Raw genomic sequence first — 15910 nt, 5'->3', positions numbered from 1 at the left:
GGCGCCCATGACCGGCATGGGCGCCCTTGCAATCGTGTCAGACAGCTCTCAGGCGGCCTTGCGGCGACGGCGCAGCAAGGCCAGGCCCGCCAGACCGGCCGGCAGCAGGGCCACACCCGCGGGCAGCGGAACCGGCGCCGGGGCCGTGTCGCCCGAGAAATAGACAGACGCGTGAGACAGGCCGCCGGTGCCTTGGCCCGGACCGAACGTGTTCCAGATCCCCGAGAGAGGCGCCGTGGAATCCAGCAGGAAAGCCGCAAACGACCTGCCCTGCTTCAGCGTGACCATGATGCTTTCATAGCCCAGCGGGTTCACGACCGACCAGGTCCCCGCGCCGAACTGGCTGAAACCGCCATCCAGATAGGCATCATTGTCATCGGTCTTGTCCGCCAGCATCCAGTTGCTGATGCCGCCAATGGCAAAGCTGGCGTCGATAGTATTCGTATCGTTGTTCGAATAGCAGTCCGCAACCACAGTGGCGCTGCCCTGTTCCAGCATATAGGTCACAGACTTGGTTTTTCCGTTTCCGTTGCCGTTTTGATAGGTGGACGTGCAGGTTGCTGCCTGTGCCACGCCACATGTCAGCGCCAGGATCGACGCCGCGATAACCATCTTCATCGTTAAAATTCCCTTTTCCACCGCCAGTCCCATCCTCGGGCGACCGTATATCCGTTTAATATGGGACCGACGCGATTGAAAGAAAATTACGCTTCATGGGCTGGCGAACTGGGATCTTTATTCTCCAGCATTCACCGGCCGCAACCGGCAGGCATGGTCCAGTTAAGCTGCCGGTTGCAAAAGCCAGACCCATGCCGTTCTGACCGAATCACCCCCGTCGAATGACATGCCCGACCCCGGCAAGCAGGGGGCCGGGCCGGACCGGTCAATGCGAATACATGCTGATTTCCTTGCCGTCCCTGCCTGCGCGGGTGCGGCGGACGATCAGGTGGTTCAGCGCGCCCACATAGGCCTTGACCGAGGCAAGGATCGTATCGGTGTCGGAAGCCTGGCCGTTGACGATGCGGCCGTCCTCCTCCATCCGCACAGAGACGGTGGCCTGCGCGTCGGTGCCCTCGGTCACGGCATGGACCTGATACAGCTTCAACATCGCAGTATGCGGGAATATCTGCTTGACCGCCCTGAAGCAGGCATCGACGGGACCGTCGCCGGTCGCGTGAACGGTCTTTTCCTGCCCGTCCACGATCATGGTCAGGTCCGCCGACTGTCCATCGCTGCCACAGACGACACGCAGATGCTTCACTTGCAGGAAATCGTCGCCCGTGTTGGCCGAGGCGTCCTGGACAAGGGCCACGATATCCTCGTCATAGACCTCTTTCTTGCGGTCGGCCAAGGCCTTGAACCGCACGAAGATATCCTTCAACTGGTTGTCGCCCACGTCATATCCCAGATCGGACAGCTTGGCCCGCAGCGCGGCGCGGCCCGAATGCTTGCCCATGGCGATATTGGTTTCGTTCAGGCCGATATCGGCGGGGCGCATGATCTCGAAGGTTTCGACGTTCTTCAGCACGCCGTCCTGATGGATGCCCGATTCGTGCAGAAAGGCATTCTTGCCGACGATGGCCTTGTTGAATTGGACCGGGAAACCGCTGACCTGCGCCACCCGGCGGGAAATGCCGATGATCTTGGTGGTGTCGATGCCGGTGTCGAAGGGCATGATGTCGTGGCGCACCTTCAGGGCCATCACGACCTCTTCCAGCGCGGTGTTGCCGGCGCGTTCGCCAAGGCCGTTGATGGTGCATTCGATCTGGCGGGCACCCGCCTCGACCGCGGCCAGGGCGTTGGCGGTCGCCATGCCCAGGTCGTTGTGGCAATGAGTTGCAAAGACCACCGTGTCGGCGCCGGGCACGCGTTCCAGCAGCATCCGGATCAGCGCGGCCGATTCGCGGGGCGCGGTATATCCCACGGTGTCGGGGATGTTGATCGTGGTGGCGCCCGCCCTGATGGCGATTTCCACCACCCGGCACAGGTAATCGTGTTCCGTCCGGGTCGCATCCATGGGTGACCACTGCACGTTGTCGCACAGGTTGCGGGCGTGCGTCACGGTCTGTTCGATCCGTTCAGCCATCTGGTCCATGTCCAGGTTCGGGATCGCCCGGTGCAGCGGCGATGTGCCGATGAAGGTATGGATGCGCGGGCGTTTCGCGTGACGCACCGCCTCCCAGCAGCGGTCGATGTCGGGAATTTGCGCCCGGGCCAGGCCGCAGACGACAGCATTCCGCGCCTGCCGGGCGATGGCGCTGACAGCGGCAAAATCGCCTTCCGAGGCGATGGGAAAGCCCGCCTCGATGATGTCCACGCCCATCTCGTCCAGCAGGGACGCGATTTCCAGCTTTTCCTCGTGGGACATGGTGGCACCGGGCGATTGCTCGCCGTCGCGGAGGGTGGTGTCGAAGATGACGACGCGGTTCTTGTCGGACATGGGATACTGTTCTCTTGCGGGTTCTGTCGGGGATGAACCGGGCACTTCCTGGCTGAGCGGCGGCCCGGAAGACCCGCTCAGCGCAGCGTAAGAAGCAGCAGACCGCGAAGGGTCACGGCCAGACGCGCGCCACGGGGCGCGGTCGGGGCGGCGGGAATGTCCAGCATCCGGGTCATGGCGCGGACTATGCCGCGAGGAGGGGCAAATGAAAAGCGGAAATCACCCTGTTTGCCCGTCCTCTTTCATGTCGTCCGTCAGCCGCCGCAGCCGGTCCTTGTCCGGACCGGGCAAATTCTCGGCTCCCCGTGCGCAGGCGATGTGCAACTGCTTGGCTGCGGCCTGCCGGGCAGCTTCGGGTCCGATGCGGGTCAGTGCCGCAAGAGCCTTGATCGCCCGGGTCAGCACGTCGATCTGTCCGGCCGCGTCGCGCCCGATCAGATGAAAGGCATCGTCGTAAAGGTCGTCGTACCGCAACGGCGGCAGGCGCAGCCGGGGATAGTCGGGCTTGTGCAATTCGGTCTTGTGCCAGCCTTCGGACAGAAGCGACAGCAGCCTGGTCTGGCGGCCGATCACGTCGATGGCGGTGCCGGGGTCGTTCATGGCGGGCGACAGCGCACGCAGAGCGACCTCGGTCAGGGCGATGATGCCGAAACGGGGATCCTGGTCAAAGGACCGCGCCCTGTCGATGGTGAAGGCCTCTCTTATTTCGGCTGCCAGATCCTCGGCAAAGGTTTGGTCCCGGATCACGACAAGGGGGCTGCCGTGATACAGAAACGTCCCTGGCAAAACCAAGATGTCCAGGTAAAGCCCTCGCTTTTCGCACAGGTCGGACAGCGCGGCGGTATCGATGAACTGGACATAGCCGACCTGATCGGACAGCACAGCGGGGCCATCGGGGGCATCCTCGGGCAAGGCGAGCCCGCCCAGAAAGGGCAGATCCAGCCGTGCCCTGATCGACCGGGCGGTGGCCTGTTCCAGCCTGTCGATGGTGTCGCCGACACGCCCCAGCTTGGTCAACTGGTGAATCCAGCGCAGCAGGGCCAGCACGATCAGGATGATGACCAGCACCGTGACCACGAACAGCAGCGCCCGGCCTTGCGGGCCATAGATGCTGACGCGCAGCGCGACCAGGCCCACGACGCTGAACAGGAACGATCCGATAAAGGTCGCCAGCACCGATTGGATGAACGCATCCTCGGTCAGCAGCGTCGTCGCGCGCGGCGTCGCGTTCGACGTGGCCGACCCATAGGCCGAGGTCAGCGCCGTGACCGAAAAGGTCGTGACCGCCAGCATCGACGAGGCGATCACGTTCAGCAGGCTGTCGATCGCCTCGGCGCTGATGTCGATGGGCAGGGGCCAGGGCAGGAACGATGCCAGGCTTGCCGCAACCGCCGCCGCGACGCCCAGAAGCGCATAGAGCGACACACGCACCCACAGGGTCCGGCGCAGGCGCGACAGAATCCAGCGCAGCCGTGACATGCTATCGAACCCGCGGTATCTGGGCCAGGCCATCGCCCCGCCTGTCTCTGCGCAGAGTGATCGTCCGGTCGATCCCCCGGAAAAACGCCTTCGCCACGTTCATGGGCATCCCCGTCAGGTGCGTTCAGGCATCAGTTGCTGCGCGGCCCCCGCCAGCATCAACCACAACGATGTCGGCACAAGACCCCAGTTGGCCCAACTGTCGGGATGGAAATCCACCCAGGCGGCACGGGCGGCAAAGACGCACCACAGGATCGCGATGGGCAGCGATACCACGCGCCAGCGTGCGGTGCGGACCGGATGGATGAACTTGATGGGCAGAAACATCGCCACGGTCAGCGCGACCACGATCAGCAGGATCACCGTCCAGTGCGGGTCGGTCGCGAACAGCACCAGCACGACCATGTTCCAGCAGCCGGGAAAGCCCGAAAAGGAATTGTCCTTGGTCTTCATGCGGCTGTCCGCGAAATAGATCACGCTGCCATAAACGATGACAATTATGGCGAACCAGCCCGTCCAGCCCGACAGCAGCCCCGACTTGAAAAGGGCATAGGCCGGGATGAAGACATAGGTCAGATAGTCGATGATCAGGTCCATCAGCACGCCATCATAGTTCGGCGAATTGACCTTGACGTCGTATCGCCGCGCCAGCGGGCCGTCGATGCCGTCCACGACCAGGGCCACCACCAGCCATAGGAACATCAGCGACCATTCTCCCTCGACCGCGGCAAGCATGGCCAGCATGGACAACACGGCGCCGGTTGCGGTCAGAAGATGGACGGACAGGGCTTTGTGACGGTTCTGCATCATGCGGTTCTTGCAGCTTGGCGCCCATCACGCAACCTTGCTTGGACCCTCAGCGCAGAATTGGCGGGCCTTTCGGACGCGGTTGGGATGCAGGCTCGTCGGGGACCGACAGGTCGAATTGCAGCACGGTCGCAGGCAGCGCGGCATCGGTGAAGCTGACATCGACCCCGCCCGGCTGAAAGGGCAGAAAGGCCAGCGTTTCGGCCAGGGCCTTGGCGATGGCGGGCTGGCGGGCGGGATCGGCCCCGGCGATCAGGACGACATGGCCGGCCCCTGTCCCGGCAAGCGCGGCACCTGCGATCAGCCCGCGCATGTCGCCCAACCGTTCGGCCAGGGGCTGCGCCAGTGCCTCGACCACCGAGGGCGCGGGCGGGGTCAGGCGCAACCGGGCATCGGTCGCCTGGGGCGCGGCGGACAGCGCGGCGGTCAGCCAGTCCAGCATGGCCGGATCCAGCAGCATTTCCGAGGGCTGGCCCGGATTGACCAGCAGACCCGAGCCCTGCGTTTTCAGCAGCCCGGCCAGAACCCGCCCCGGCATCGCGGCATAGGCCACGGGGCCGCCCAGGAAACCGGCCAGCCGATCCTCGGCGTCGCAGGCCAAGGCTACCGGCCCGCCTTCCAGCGGGAACATGCGCAATTCGATGGTGTCGCCTGCGGGCTCGGCCACCAGGGCAACGGCCAGTTCGGTATCGGCCAGCCGCGACAGCATCCGGGCACGCTGCCGGGCATCGGCGTCGTGAAAGGGAACCGGGGCAAGGTCGTCAAGCGCGGTCATGGCAGGCCTTCGTGCTGCTGAAATGGGCGTCCCTGCCCTAATGGCGCCAGGGCGGCCCGGCAAGTCCGCACTGACGCAACCGTGATTCCCCTAGCGGGGCCGGGTGGCACATATAACCTGCATGTACCGACGCACCCTTCTTTTGACCGCCGCGCTGTCCCCGCTGCTTGCCGCCCCCGCGCTGGCGCAAGCCGACCTGACCGCGATCCTGTCCGAGGCCGAGCGCCTGGAGAACCTGCGCGCCATCGCCGTCTGGTCGGACGGGTCCGAGATCGCCGCGCGCGGTTATGGCCGCTTTAGCACCGACAGCCCGACCAATATCAAGTCGGCGTCGAAATCCATCGTCTCGGCCTTGGCGGGCATCGCCATTCGGCAGGGCGACCTTGACGGTCCGGACCAGCCCATTGCGCCGATCCTGCAAGCCGACCTGCCCGCCGATCCCGATCCCCGGCTGGCCACGGTGACGCTGGGCCATCTGCTGTCGATGCAGGCGGGTCTGGAACGGCAATCGGGCGCAAATTACGGCGCCTGGGTCAGCAGCCGCAACTGGGTCCGGGCCGCGCTGGCGGCGCCCTTTACCCAGGATCCGGGCGGGCGGATGCAGTATTCGACGGCCTCTACCCATCTGGTGTCGGCGATCCTGACGCGAGTGACGGGCCGGTCCACGCTGGATCTGGCGCGCGACTGGCTGGCCGATGTGCCCGGCTTTGCGATCACCGGCTGGGAACGCGACCCCCAAGGCATCTATCTGGGCGGCAACCAGATGGCGATGAGCACGCGGTCCCTGCTGGCCTTCGGCGCGATGTACGCAGACGGTGGCCGTGCGGGCGGTCGGCAGGTGGTCCCCGCCGACTGGATCGCGCAAAGCTGGCAGCGCCGCACCGCCTCTATCTTCAGCGGGCAGGGCTATGGCTATGGCTGGTTCCTGGGCCAGGCCAGCGGCCGGCCGGTGCGATACGGCTGGGGCTATGGCGGGCAGATGATCTATGTCTTTCCCGCAGCCGGGCGCCGGCCCGCAGTGGCCATCGCCATGACCTCGGACCCCGACCAGCCGTCGGCGCGGACCGGCTATCGCAATGACCTGCACATGCTGGCGGACCGGATCGTACAGGCGGTATAGCCGCCCGCATGTCCTTGTCAGTCGATGATGTCAGCCGCCTGGAAATTCCCCAGGTTGCCCAGCAACTGTCCGATCAGCGAGATTTCGGTCACGCTGCCTTCGGTCACGCGGCGCGACAGGGTGACGACGCGCCCGCGTTCCAGACCGAAGCGTTCCACATTCGTCACCACACCGTCCGGCGCAAAGGATACCGCGACGACCTGGCGCTCCACCTCGCGCGGCTGTGTGGGGCCATAAAAGCGCCAGCGCGATCCGACATAATACCAGCCCGACCCCGTCAGAAGGCCCTGGGCCGAGGGGCGCCCGATCAGTCCCTCCAGTTCGTCCACGGTGGTCTGGCCGACGATGACCTGCGACAAATCCTCGGGCGCGGGGATGAAGCCGTGGTTGCGGTAGACCGGCGAACAGGCGGAAAGGCCCAGAAGGGCCGCAAAGGCCAGAACGACGATCTTTCTCAGGGCTGTCATTCCGTATTTCCTTTGCAAGGGGCTGTTGACGCGGCCCGCCCGGCTTAGCAAACTCGGGAACCGCGCTCAAGAATGACAATCCCGCCACGGGTTTGGCGCCGCCTCACAGGCCCAATCCCGCCGGCACCGCCCCGAGGCCCGCCATGTCCGCCCCCCCGACCCCGCCCGCACAGCAGCCCGAACGCCTGCGCGTCGCCCATCTGAACCCGCGATCCCCCACCCCCTTTCGCCTGGCGCCCGACGCCGGGCGGATGGCGGCCATTGCCGGCGAACTTGGCATCGACGCCCTGTCAGCCCTGGTTTTTCAGGGCGAACTGCGCGCCGAGGGCGGCGAGGCCTGGACCTTGACGGGCCGGCTGCGCGCGCGCGTCACCCAGCCCTGCGTCGTGACGCTGAAACCCGTCAAAACCAGCCTCGACGAGGCGGTGGAGCGGCGGTATTCGCCCCATGTCCGTCCCCCCGAGGGCGACGAGATCGAGATGCCAGACGAGACGCTGGAGCCCTTGGGGCAATTCATCGACCTCGCCGCCGTGATGATCGAGGAACTGGCCTTGGCCTTGCCCGAATACCCGCGGGCGCCGGACGCGGAATTCGGACCAGCGCCGACCGAGGCTCCTGCCGATACCCGCCGCCCCTTTGCGGCGCTGGACCGCCTGCTGCGCGAACGCGACGCCGACTAGGCCCAGACCGTTGCCACGGCGCCACATCGTCGGGGCGCTGCGCACCGGTCAGGGGATCGGGGCTGGCGGAAACCGCTGTCCTTGGTGCAATTCATCCTGCCTGCCCCGTCACAAGGGGTTGCGGGCGGGGCCGTCCTGGCGTATCTGCGCGGTTCATTTGAATTCCAAACCTGTGGTGCGCAAGACTCCAGTCCGTCCTGCCCCCTACAAACCCGAGGTCGAGACATGGCTGTCCCTCAGAATCGCGTCACCCGGTCCCGCCGGAACATGCGCCGGTCGCACGATGCCCTGGTCGCAGGCAACCCGAACGAATGTTCGAACTGCGGCGAATTGAAACGTCCCCATCACGTCTGCCCGTCCTGCGGCCATTACGCCGATCGCGAAGTGATCGCGCAGGCGAACGAGATCGACCTGGACGACGACGCGGCCTGATCGGGCCTGCGATCTGCGCCCGATGACCGACCGCGACGTGCCCCCATCCGCAGCGCCCGCCCCTGACCCTGGGGCCGGCGTCGTGATTTCGGTCGATGCCATGGGGGGTGATCGCGGCCCGGCGGCGGTTGTCGCAGGCATGGCCGAAAGCGCGTCCAAGAACCCCGATATCCGGTTCATCGTCCATGGCGACGAGACCGAGCTTCGTCGTCTTGTGGGCAGGCGCAAGGCCTTGGCCGGACGGTGTGACATCCGCCATGCGGGTGGCGTCGTGACCATGGACGACAAGCCCAGTCAGGTGCTGCGCAAGGGCGATGGCACGTCCATGTGGTCCGCCATCGAATCGGTCAAGACGGGCGAGGCCGGGGCTGCCGTAAGCTGCGGCAATACCGGGGCGCTGATGGCCCTGTCGATGCTGCGGCTGCGCAAGTTGCCGGGCGTGAACCGCCCCGCCATCGCCTGCCTGTGGCCGTCGCTGAACCCGCAGGGTTTCAACATCATGCTGGACGTGGGCGCCGACATCCGTGCCGACGCGCATGATCTGCTGCAATATGCGCTGATGGGGGCGTCCTATGCCCGCAACGGGCTTGGCCTGTCGCAGCCCCGCGTCGGCCTGCTGAACGTGGGGACCGAGGAACACAAGGGCCGGGCCGAACTGAAGCAGGCCCAGGATCTGATCCTGGCCGCCACGGATGCGGGGAAGTTCGACTATGTGGGCTTTGTCGAAGGGGGCGATCTGCCCTCGACGCGCGTGGATGTGATCGTCACGGATGGCTTCACCGGCAACATCGCCTTGAAGACGGGCGAAGGCACGGCCAAGCTTGTCGGCACCCTTCTCAAGGACGCCTTTGCGAATTCCATCATGTCCAAGTTTGCCGCCCTGCTGGCGATGACCTCGCTCAAACGCCTGCAAAAGCGGATCGACCCGCGCCGGGTCAATGGCGGGATCTTCCTGGGCCTGAACGGCACCATCGTCAAATCGCACGGATCGGCCGATGCGACGGGCGTGTCGGCGGCGATCAAGCTGGCCTTCACGCTGGCCAGTTCGGGGTTCCAGGATCGACTGGCCGCGCGCGTGGCGCAGGCGGCCGCATCGGCGCCCGGAACCGAGGCCGCATCGTGACCCTGCGTTCCGTCGTCCTGGGGACCGGCCACTACCTGCCCGACCGCGTGATCGAGAACAGTTGGTTCGAGGAACGGCTGGATACCACCGACGAATGGATTCGCGCCCGCACCGGGATCGAGCGGCGTCATTTTGCCGCCGAAGGGCAGGCCACCAGCGACATGGGCATCCGCGCGGCGCGCGCGGCCCTAGACAAGGCCGGACTGCGGCCCGACGATATCGACGGGATCATCCTGGCGACTTCGACACCCGATCACACCTTTCCCGCCTCGGCCACGATGATCCAGCATGGCCTGGGAATGACCCACGGCTTTGCCTATGACGTGCAGGCCGTCTGCGCGGGCTTCGTCTTTGCGCTGGCCAATGGCGATGCCATGATCCGCAGCGGCATGGCGCGCCGTGTGCTGGTGATCGGATCGGAAACCTTTTCCCGCATCCTCGACTGGTCGGACCGCGGCACCTGCGTCCTGTTCGGCGACGGTGCCGGCGCGGTCGTGCTGGAGGGTCAGGAGGGTGCGGGCGCCAGCGAGGATCGCGGCATTCTGGCCAGCGACCTGAACAGCGACGGCCAGTATCGCGACCTGCTGTATGTCGATGGCGGCGTGTCCACCACCGGAACGGCGGGGCAGTTGCGGATGCAGGGAAATCTGGTGTTTCGCCATGCCGTCGAAAAGCTGGCCAAGACCGCCCATACCGCGCTTGATAAAGCCGGACTCACCACGGCCGATGTCGACTGGCTGGTGCCCCATCAGGCCAATGCCCGCATCATCACGGCCACAGCGCAGAAAATGGGCCTTTCGATGGACAAGGTCGTTCTGACGGTGGCCGATCACGGCAACACCTCGGCTGCGTCCATCCCCCTGGCGTTGTCGGTGGCCGATGCTCAGGGCCGGTTTCGCCCGGGCGACGTGATCGTGACCGAGGCGATCGGCGGCGGACTGAGCTGGGGTTCGGTCGTCCTGCGCTGGTAAGACGCCTATTTCAGTTGCGAATCCTTACTGCCGCGCCGGTTGATGCCGCCGGCCGGCTGCCAAGCCCGGTCGCGCCCGGACTGGCAGGCCACGCATAGCTGCACGCCCGGAACGGCAAGCCGCCGCGCCTGGGGAATCGGCTCGTCGCATTCCATGCAGGCCAAGGCGCTTTGTGCCGCGACCGCAGGCCGCGCCGCGCGCAACCTTGCGCGGGCCACGGCCTCTGCCGTGCTGATGTCGATCTGGTCGTTCACCGCGTCGTCGCGCGCCCATCCCCCGGCCATGGCTGTCCCTTTTCCCGTCCTGCCTGCTAGATGGGATGCCCCGGTCATTTTGCAACGTCTGCAAAAGCCAGCCGCCGCCCGCGGCGGCCCCTCACCGGAACGAAAAACCCCCGCAACTCGTTGACAGGCGCAAGATTTGCAACCATCCTAGTGAAATCAAAAGGGAAAAATCATGAGCGACAAGACGCTGACTCGGATGGACCTGGCCGAAGCGGTCTTTCGAGAGGTAGGCCTGTCCCGTCACGAATCCGCCCAGTTGGTCGAATCGGTTCTGGACCACATTTCCGATGCCCTGGTGCGGGGCGAACAGGTCAAGATCTCGTCCTTTGGCACCTTCAGCCTGCGCGACAAGAACAAGCGCATCGGCCGCAATCCCAAGACGGGCGAGGAGGTTCCCATCACCCCCCGCCGCGTGCTGTCCTTTCGTCCGTCCCATCTCATGAAGGACCGCGTGGCGGCTGGCAACCAAGGCTAAGGTGGTTCAGGGGGAATGACAAAGGGCGCTGACGCATTCCGGTCCATTGGCGAGGTCGCAAGGCTTCTGGGTGTGGCGCCCCACGTGCTGCGCTATTGGGAAACGCAGTTTCCCATGCTCCGCCCCATGAAGCGGGCGGACGGCAGGCGTTATTACCGCCCCGAAGATGTCCGCCTTGCCGCCGGGCTATGCACGGTGCTGCGGGACGAAGGCCTGACGATCCGGGGCGCGCGCAAGCTTCTGGCCCGCGACCGTGGCGCATCGGTGCGTGAGCGCGGCAGTGTCCGGCTGTCGGCGATCCTGGCTCCGTTGCCGGAGGATGCCGACCAGGCCGCCGTCAATTCCACCGAATTCGAGTTTGTCGACGATACCGCCGATCCAGACCCCCATCATGCGCCGCGATCGCGCCTCCGGCGGCGCCCCCCTGCCCCGACGTCCCGGCGCGACCAGTCGCCGGCGGGATGGCTTGCGGACGTGGCGGTCCTGACGGCCCGCCTGCGCGCGCTGGGCACCCTGCGCCCCCTGTCCGAAGGCGATCGTGCCACGCTGGTCCGGCTGCGCGATACCCTGGCCCGGATGTGCTGAAGCAGGCTGTCGGGGCAACGCAGATTTCTGCCTGGCAGCCCTTGTGCAGGGCGGTCCGATCACTCTATACGATGCGCGTCGGGCCGTGGCGCAGTCTGGTTAGCGCGTCCGTCTGGGGGGCGGAAGGCCGCGAGTTCGAATCTCGCCGGCCCGACCATTCCGAAAACGCCCATCCCCTTAAGGGGGTGGGCGTTTCCGCATGAAAGGGTTCGGCATGAACGGCGTTCTTCCCGACAGCGGTATCCGCGACCTGGTCCGGTCGGGTGCGATCACGGCCGATCCGGGGATCACTTCCGAACAGATCCAGCCTGCCTCTCTGGATCTGCGGCTGGGAACGGTGGCCTATCGCCTGCGCGCCAGCTTTCTGGCCGGCCGGGGCCGGCGCGTGGCGGACCGGCTGGACGATTTGCAGATGCACCAGATGGATCTGGGCGCAGGCGCCGTTCTGGAGCGGGGCTGCGTTTATCTGATCCCCCTGATGGAACGGATTGCCCTGCCCTCCGGGGTGACGGCGGTGGCCAATGCCAAATCCTCGACCGGCAGGCTGGACCTGCTGACCCGGCTGGTCGCCGATGACGGTATCGAATTCGACCGCCTTCCCGAAGGCTATGACGGCCCGCTTTACGCCGAAATCTGCCCGCGCAGCTTCTCGGTCCTGGTGCGCCCCGGAATGCGCCTGAACCAGTTGCGCCTGCGGCGGGGGCAGGCGGTGCTGTCGGACCCAGAGCTGCGCGACCTGAATGCGCGCCAGCCCCTGGTCGGGGGCCAGCCTCTGATCGACCAGGGACTTGGCTTTTCCGTGGATCTGCGTCCGGCGGCGGGCGATCTGGTGGGCTATCGCGCGCGTCCGCACAGCGGGGTGATCGACCTCGACCGGATCGGCGCCTATGACGCGCGCGACTTCTGGGATGAATTGCGCACCACCCAGGGCCGGCTGATCCTGGACCCCGGCGCCTTTTATATCCTGGTCAGCCGGGAATCGGTGGCAATCCCTGCGGATTACGCGGCTGAAATGGCACCCTATCTGGCGATGGTGGGCGAATTCCGGGTCCATTACGCGGGCTTCTTCGATCCAGGCTTCGGCATCGGCGCGGCGGGCCAGGGCGCGCGCGGCGTGCTGGAGGTGCGCTGCCACGAGGCGCCCTTCGTGCTGGAACATGGTCAGGTGGTGGGCCGCCTGGTCTATGAGCGCATGGCCGCGCGCCCGGACATGCTTTATGGTGCCGGGATCAGGTCCAATTACCAAGGACAGGGCCTGAAGCTTGCGAAGCAGTTCCGCTGACACCCTTTTTCTTGGTCAAAGGAACCGGGGGATCGGGGGACAAGCACCGCGCTTGCGGGTTACAGCGGTCCCGTCCGCCACAACCGCACCTTCAGCCCGCCATGCGCCACCACCGGCCCGGCCTTCAGCGGCAGGCCCGTCGCCTTGGCCAAGGCGCCCTCACCCGTGACGATCCCCACCTGCCAGCCGGAAAACCGTTCGCGAAACACCTGCCCCATGGCGGCGTACAGGCCGAACAGCGGCCCCTTGTTGCCAATGCGCGCGCCATAGGGCGGGTTGACGATCAGAATGCCGGGCAGGCCATCCTGCGGTTGCAGATCCTTGATTGCACGGCACTCGAATCCGGTCAGGGCCGCCACCCCGGCCCGTTCGGCATTCGCCAGGGCCATGCGGACGGCGCCCGCGTCCCGGTCGCTGCCAAGAAACCTTGCCGATACGGGATGCCGGGTATCGGCCCGGCGCATCGCCTCCCAGGCTGCGGGATCGAAGCTGGCAAGCTGCTGGAACCCGAAACTGCGGCTGCGGCCGGGGGCCAGTCCGGCGGCGATCTCGGCGGCCTCGATGACAAAGGTGCCCGACCCGCACATCGGGTCCAGCACCGTCTGGCTGCCGTCGAACCCCATGTCGCGCAGGAACATCGCGGCCATGGTTTCGCGCATGGGGGCCTTGGCGACGGCTTCCTTGTGGCCGCGCTTGTGCAGGGACTCGCCCGTCGTATCCAGGCTGATCGTCACCAGGTCATCGTCGATCCGCGTCTTGACGACCAGGGTGGCGTCAGGGGCCAGCGGTGCGCCCAGTTCCTCGGCAATGGCGCGTTCGATCCGCTGGGTCGCGGCACCCGCGTGATAGATGCGGCTGCCCTTGCAGGTGGTTTCGACCCGCACCGCCACATCGGGCCGCAGAACCGATGCCCAGGGAAACCGGCGCGCCCGCTTGTCCAATTGCGCCAGATGCAGCGCGCGAAAGCTGCCGACACGGGCAAGCACACGGGTCGCCCCGCGCAGCCACAGGTTCGCACGCCACACATCGGGCCAGCCGCCGGCAATCGTCACCCCGCCCGGCTGCACCACCGGCTGCCAGCCCAGTTCCGCAGCCTCGGCCGCCAAGGGCGCCTCCAGCCCCGGCGTCGCCACCAGGAAAATCTCGAATGTCTCGTTCATCGTGCAGCCCTAGCCTGGCTGCGCGACAAAGGCCATGCGTCAGCGGCCGATGCGCCGGGTCAGCCTGGCGGCCTGGCGGGCGCGCTTGACGGCGGCGCGCATGTCCTTGGCCTGCTTGGCGGACACACTGGCGGGCTTGCCGCCGGTCCTGGCGATCCGGTCGATGCCCTTGTTCACGCCCCAATGCAGAAGGCGCCGGCCGACCATGTGGGTCAGAGCGGAAAGGATCCGGTTCAGAATCATGGTCGGTCGTCCTTGGACAGGTCAAAAGCATCGTGAACGACAGCGATATCGTCATCGCCGTCCCCGGGAACAAGAGGCATATGCAGCCCGGGGGCGACCGGGCGCGAATCCAGAAGGCCGGCGGCGCGCAACTCGGCCAGGCCCGGCAAGTCGCGGGCCGATTCCAGGCCGAAATGATCCAGAAAGACTTCCGTCACCACAAAGGTCGCGGGCCGGCCGGGGGTCATGCGGCGGCGGCCGACACGGACCCAACCCATCTCGATCAACTGGTCCAGCGTGCCGCGGTTGACGGCGACGCCGCGGATGTCCTCGATCTCGGCGCGGGTGACGGGCTGGTGATAAGCGATGATCGCCAGGGTCTCGATGGCGGCGCGCGACAAGCGGCGCTGTTCGACCGTCTCGGCCTGCATCAGAAAGGACAGGTCTGGCGCGGTGCGAAAGGCATAACCGTCGCCGACCCTTTCCAGAACCACCCCGCGCCCGGCATAGGCGCGGCGCAGTTCCTCGACCGCCCCGAGGGGGTCGCAGCCGGGCGGCAGGCGGGCTTCGATCTCGCGCAGGGTCACAGGCTGGCCCGATGCGAACAGGATCGCCTCGACCATGCGCATCTGCTGCGGCAGGGGCGGGGCGTGATCGGCGGGGCGCGGGGCGGGATCTGTCACGGCGGGTCGCTGTCCAGCGGCTTGCGGCGAAGACGGATCGGCGCAAAGGCATCGGTCTGTCGTAGCTCGATCCGGCCTTGCCGTGCAAGTTCCAGCGAGGCGGCAAAGGTCGCCGCCGTGGCCGAACGGCGCCGCCCCGGCTGGGATTGCCAGCCATCGGGCAGATAGGCCGCCAGATCGGTCCAGTCCGCTGCCTCGCCCACCAGACCGCGCAGGCGGTCAAGGGCCTGTTCCATCGTGAAGACATCGCGGCGGTCGAAGGCATAGGGACGGAATTCGTCGCGCGTCCTCAGCCGGGCATAGGCGCGCATCAGGTCGATCAGCCCTGCCTGCCATTCCATGCGCCGTGTCCGTGCCACGGTTTCCGGCATCCCGCGCGCAAACCGGTCGATCCCCAGCCGGTTGCAACCCATCAATCGCGCCGCTGCCTGCCGCATCGCGCCCAGCCGCTCCAGTTGAAAGGCCAGATGCGCTGCCATGTCCTCGGCCGAGGGGCCTTCGGTCTCAGGGTCGGGAGGCAGCAGCAGGCGCGATTTCAGGAACGCGAGCCAGGCGGCCATCACCAGGTAATCTGCGGCCAGTTCGATGCGTAGGGTCCGGGCCTGTTCCACAAAGTCCAGATACTGCTGCGCCAGTTCCAGGACCGAGATCCGCATCAGATCCACTTTCTGCGTGCGCGCCAGCGTCAGCAGCAGATCCAGCGGCCCTTCGTAGCCGTCCACATCGACAATCAGCAATTCGTCCGCTTGCCGCCGGGCAACGGTATCGGCATCGGGCACCGGACGCAGATAGGGGATATCGGCGGGCAGACGGGCCACGGGGTTCCTTTTTTGCTGTCGGCGCGGCAGGATCAGGCCGGACAGGATCGAAGTCAAGCGAGGCCCAGCCTATTGCAGGGGCTGTCTGCCCCAAGGATTCCCCGCGG

19 protein-coding genes and 1 tRNA gene are annotated in these 15910 nt (G+C 66.3%); 9 read left to right on the top strand and 11 right to left on the bottom strand.

What is annotated here, in order from left to right:
• Nucleotides 1-48: 48 nt before the first annotated feature.
• The 5 genes from EYE42_RS04450 to EYE42_RS04430 form a co-directional block, all read right to left on the bottom strand.
• The gene (locus tag EYE42_RS04450) at nucleotides 49-618 is read right to left on the bottom strand and encodes a VPLPA-CTERM sorting domain-containing protein (protein ID WP_211657891.1); all 570 of its coding nucleotides are present in this window, start codon (nucleotides 616-618) and stop codon (nucleotides 49-51) included.
• Nucleotides 619-883: 265 nt separating this feature from the next.
• Nucleotides 884-2440 (bottom strand): 2-isopropylmalate synthase, encoded by a 1557-nt coding sequence (locus EYE42_RS04445; RefSeq protein ID WP_130990100.1) that lies wholly within the window; start codon nucleotides 2438-2440, stop codon nucleotides 884-886.
• Nucleotides 2441-2659: 219 nt separating this feature from the next.
• Entirely contained in the window at nucleotides 2660-3952 is a 1293-nt protein-coding gene (locus EYE42_RS04440; protein WP_130990099.1) for a DUF2254 domain-containing protein, read from the bottom strand.
• 81 nt (nucleotides 3953-4033) lie between these two features.
• A complete protein-coding gene (locus tag EYE42_RS04435; RefSeq protein WP_130990098.1) occupies nucleotides 4034-4726 on the bottom strand; it encodes a CDP-alcohol phosphatidyltransferase family protein in 693 nt (230 codons plus the stop codon).
• 49 nt (nucleotides 4727-4775) lie between these two features.
• The gene (locus EYE42_RS04430) at nucleotides 4776-5501 is read right to left on the bottom strand and encodes an SseB family protein (protein WP_130990097.1); all 726 of its coding nucleotides are present in this window, start codon (nucleotides 5499-5501) and stop codon (nucleotides 4776-4778) included.
• A 121-nt stretch (nucleotides 5502-5622) separates the two neighbouring features.
• On the opposite strand from EYE42_RS04430, the gene EYE42_RS04425 reads away from it, so the two are divergent.
• Entirely contained in the window at nucleotides 5623-6621 is a 999-nt protein-coding gene (locus tag EYE42_RS04425; protein ID WP_130990096.1) for a serine hydrolase domain-containing protein, read from the top strand.
• Nucleotides 6622-6638: 17 nt separating this feature from the next.
• Here EYE42_RS04425 and EYE42_RS04420 read toward each other — a convergent pair whose 3' ends face one another.
• Nucleotides 6639-7088, bottom strand: a complete 450-nt coding sequence (locus EYE42_RS04420; protein WP_130990095.1) for an outer membrane protein assembly factor BamE — start codon at nucleotides 7086-7088, stop codon at nucleotides 6639-6641.
• 143 nt (nucleotides 7089-7231) lie between these two features.
• Between EYE42_RS04420 and EYE42_RS04415 the strand changes: the two genes are divergently transcribed.
• The 4 genes from EYE42_RS04415 (at nucleotide 7232) to EYE42_RS04400 (ending at nucleotide 10294) form a co-directional block, all read left to right on the top strand.
• The gene (locus EYE42_RS04415) at nucleotides 7232-7768 is read left to right on the top strand and encodes a YceD family protein (RefSeq protein ID WP_130990094.1); all 537 of its coding nucleotides are present in this window, start codon (nucleotides 7232-7234) and stop codon (nucleotides 7766-7768) included.
• A 225-nt stretch (nucleotides 7769-7993) separates the two neighbouring features.
• On the top strand, nucleotides 7994-8200 hold the full coding sequence (rpmF, locus tag EYE42_RS04410; protein ID WP_130990093.1) for a 50S ribosomal protein L32: 207 nt from the start codon (nucleotides 7994-7996) through the stop codon (nucleotides 8198-8200).
• A 22-nt stretch (nucleotides 8201-8222) separates the two neighbouring features.
• A complete protein-coding gene (gene plsX, locus EYE42_RS04405; protein WP_130990092.1) occupies nucleotides 8223-9323 on the top strand; it encodes a phosphate acyltransferase PlsX in 1101 nt (366 codons plus the stop codon).
• A complete protein-coding gene (locus EYE42_RS04400) occupies nucleotides 9320-10294 on the top strand; it encodes a beta-ketoacyl-ACP synthase III (protein ID WP_130990091.1) in 975 nt (324 codons plus the stop codon). The genes plsX and EYE42_RS04400 overlap by 4 nt, the downstream gene beginning before the upstream one ends.
• 5 nt (nucleotides 10295-10299) lie before the next feature.
• On the opposite strand, the gene EYE42_RS04395 is transcribed toward EYE42_RS04400, so the two are convergent.
• Nucleotides 10300-10578: a DksA/TraR family C4-type zinc finger protein gene (locus EYE42_RS04395; protein ID WP_130990090.1), complete on the bottom strand. Its 279-nt coding sequence runs from the start codon at nucleotides 10576-10578 to the stop codon at nucleotides 10300-10302.
• 172 nt (nucleotides 10579-10750) lie between these two features.
• Between EYE42_RS04395 and ihfA the strand changes: the two genes are divergently transcribed.
• The 4 genes from ihfA (at nucleotide 10751) to EYE42_RS04375 (ending at nucleotide 12920) form a co-directional block, all read left to right on the top strand.
• Complete coding sequence (gene ihfA, locus EYE42_RS04390) at nucleotides 10751-11053, top strand: integration host factor subunit alpha (protein WP_130990089.1); 303 nt, start codon at nucleotides 10751-10753, stop codon at nucleotides 11051-11053.
• A gap of 15 nt (nucleotides 11054-11068) precedes the next feature.
• Entirely contained in the window at nucleotides 11069-11638 is a 570-nt protein-coding gene (locus tag EYE42_RS04385; RefSeq protein WP_130990088.1) for a MerR family transcriptional regulator, read from the top strand.
• A gap of 79 nt (nucleotides 11639-11717) precedes the next feature.
• A tRNA-Pro gene (locus tag EYE42_RS04380) sits at nucleotides 11718-11795 on the top strand.
• A 57-nt stretch (nucleotides 11796-11852) separates the two neighbouring features.
• Entirely contained in the window at nucleotides 11853-12920 is a 1068-nt protein-coding gene (locus tag EYE42_RS04375) for a 2'-deoxycytidine 5'-triphosphate deaminase (protein ID WP_130990087.1), read from the top strand.
• Between the two features lie 59 nt (nucleotides 12921-12979).
• Here the strand turns inward: EYE42_RS04375 and EYE42_RS04370 are convergent, their stop codons facing one another.
• Genes EYE42_RS04370 through EYE42_RS04355 form a run of 4 tightly spaced genes read right to left on the bottom strand, consistent with a single transcriptional unit; the run spans nucleotide 12980 to nucleotide 15803 of the window.
• A complete protein-coding gene (locus EYE42_RS04370; protein WP_130990086.1) occupies nucleotides 12980-14080 on the bottom strand; it encodes a THUMP domain-containing class I SAM-dependent RNA methyltransferase in 1101 nt (366 codons plus the stop codon).
• Between the two features lie 39 nt (nucleotides 14081-14119).
• Nucleotides 14120-14323 carry a hypothetical protein gene (locus tag EYE42_RS04365; protein WP_130990085.1) on the bottom strand — a complete coding sequence of 68 codons (204 nt, stop codon included), beginning with the start codon at nucleotides 14321-14323 and terminating at the stop codon, nucleotides 14120-14122.
• Complete coding sequence (gene scpB, locus EYE42_RS04360) at nucleotides 14320-14931, bottom strand: SMC-Scp complex subunit ScpB (protein ID WP_130990236.1); 612 nt, start codon at nucleotides 14929-14931, stop codon at nucleotides 14320-14322. Before scpB ends, EYE42_RS04365 begins: the two co-directional genes overlap by 4 nt.
• Nucleotides 14932-14981: 50 nt before the next feature.
• On the bottom strand, nucleotides 14982-15803 hold the full coding sequence (locus EYE42_RS04355; protein ID WP_130990084.1) for a segregation and condensation protein A: 822 nt from the start codon (nucleotides 15801-15803) through the stop codon (nucleotides 14982-14984).
• Nucleotides 15804-15910 lie beyond the last annotated feature (107 nt).

This window comes from Paracoccus subflavus, from assembly GCF_004310345.1.
GTDB classification, from domain to species: Bacteria; Pseudomonadota; Alphaproteobacteria; order Rhodobacterales; family Rhodobacteraceae; genus Paracoccus; species Paracoccus subflavus.
Note: the sequence above shows the minus strand (reverse complement) of the source record. Positions and strands in the feature narration are given on the sequence as shown.

Bases quoted from the DNA above. Each gene is read 5' to 3' on its own strand.
- scpB (WP_130990236.1), bottom strand. From the start codon at position 14,931: ATGCGCATGGTCGAGGCGATCCTGTTCGCATCGGGCCAGCCTGTGACC.
- EYE42_RS04430 (WP_130990097.1), bottom strand. From the start codon at position 5,501: ATGACCGCGCTTGACGACCTTGCCCCGGTTCCCTTTCACGACGCCGAT.
- EYE42_RS04375 (WP_130990087.1), top strand. From the start codon at position 11,853: ATGAACGGCGTTCTTCCCGACAGCGGTATCCGCGACCTGGTCCGGTCG.
- EYE42_RS04420 (WP_130990095.1), bottom strand. From the start codon at position 7,088: ATGACAGCCCTGAGAAAGATCGTCGTTCTGGCCTTTGCGGCCCTTCTG.
- EYE42_RS04385 (WP_130990088.1), top strand. From the start codon at position 11,069: ATGACAAAGGGCGCTGACGCATTCCGGTCCATTGGCGAGGTCGCAAGG.
- EYE42_RS04450 (WP_211657891.1), bottom strand. From the start codon at position 618: ATGAAGATGGTTATCGCGGCGTCGATCCTGGCGCTGACATGTGGCGTG.
- EYE42_RS04435 (WP_130990098.1), bottom strand. From the start codon at position 4,726: ATGCAGAACCGTCACAAAGCCCTGTCCGTCCATCTTCTGACCGCAACC.
- EYE42_RS04370 (WP_130990086.1), bottom strand. From the start codon at position 14,080: ATGAACGAGACATTCGAGATTTTCCTGGTGGCGACGCCGGGGCTGGAG.
- ihfA (WP_130990089.1), top strand. From the start codon at position 10,751: ATGAGCGACAAGACGCTGACTCGGATGGACCTGGCCGAAGCGGTCTTT.
- rpmF (WP_130990093.1), top strand. From the start codon at position 7,994: ATGGCTGTCCCTCAGAATCGCGTCACCCGGTCCCGCCGGAACATGCGC.
- EYE42_RS04395 (WP_130990090.1), bottom strand. From the start codon at position 10,578: ATGGCCGGGGGATGGGCGCGCGACGACGCGGTGAACGACCAGATCGAC.
- EYE42_RS04425 (WP_130990096.1), top strand. From the start codon at position 5,623: ATGTACCGACGCACCCTTCTTTTGACCGCCGCGCTGTCCCCGCTGCTT.
- EYE42_RS04445 (WP_130990100.1), bottom strand. From the start codon at position 2,440: ATGTCCGACAAGAACCGCGTCGTCATCTTCGACACCACCCTCCGCGAC.
- plsX (WP_130990092.1), top strand. From the start codon at position 8,223: ATGACCGACCGCGACGTGCCCCCATCCGCAGCGCCCGCCCCTGACCCT.
- EYE42_RS04440 (WP_130990099.1), bottom strand. From the start codon at position 3,952: ATGGCCTGGCCCAGATACCGCGGGTTCGATAGCATGTCACGGCTGCGC.
- EYE42_RS04415 (WP_130990094.1), top strand. From the start codon at position 7,232: ATGTCCGCCCCCCCGACCCCGCCCGCACAGCAGCCCGAACGCCTGCGC.
- EYE42_RS04365 (WP_130990085.1), bottom strand. From the start codon at position 14,323: ATGATTCTGAACCGGATCCTTTCCGCTCTGACCCACATGGTCGGCCGG.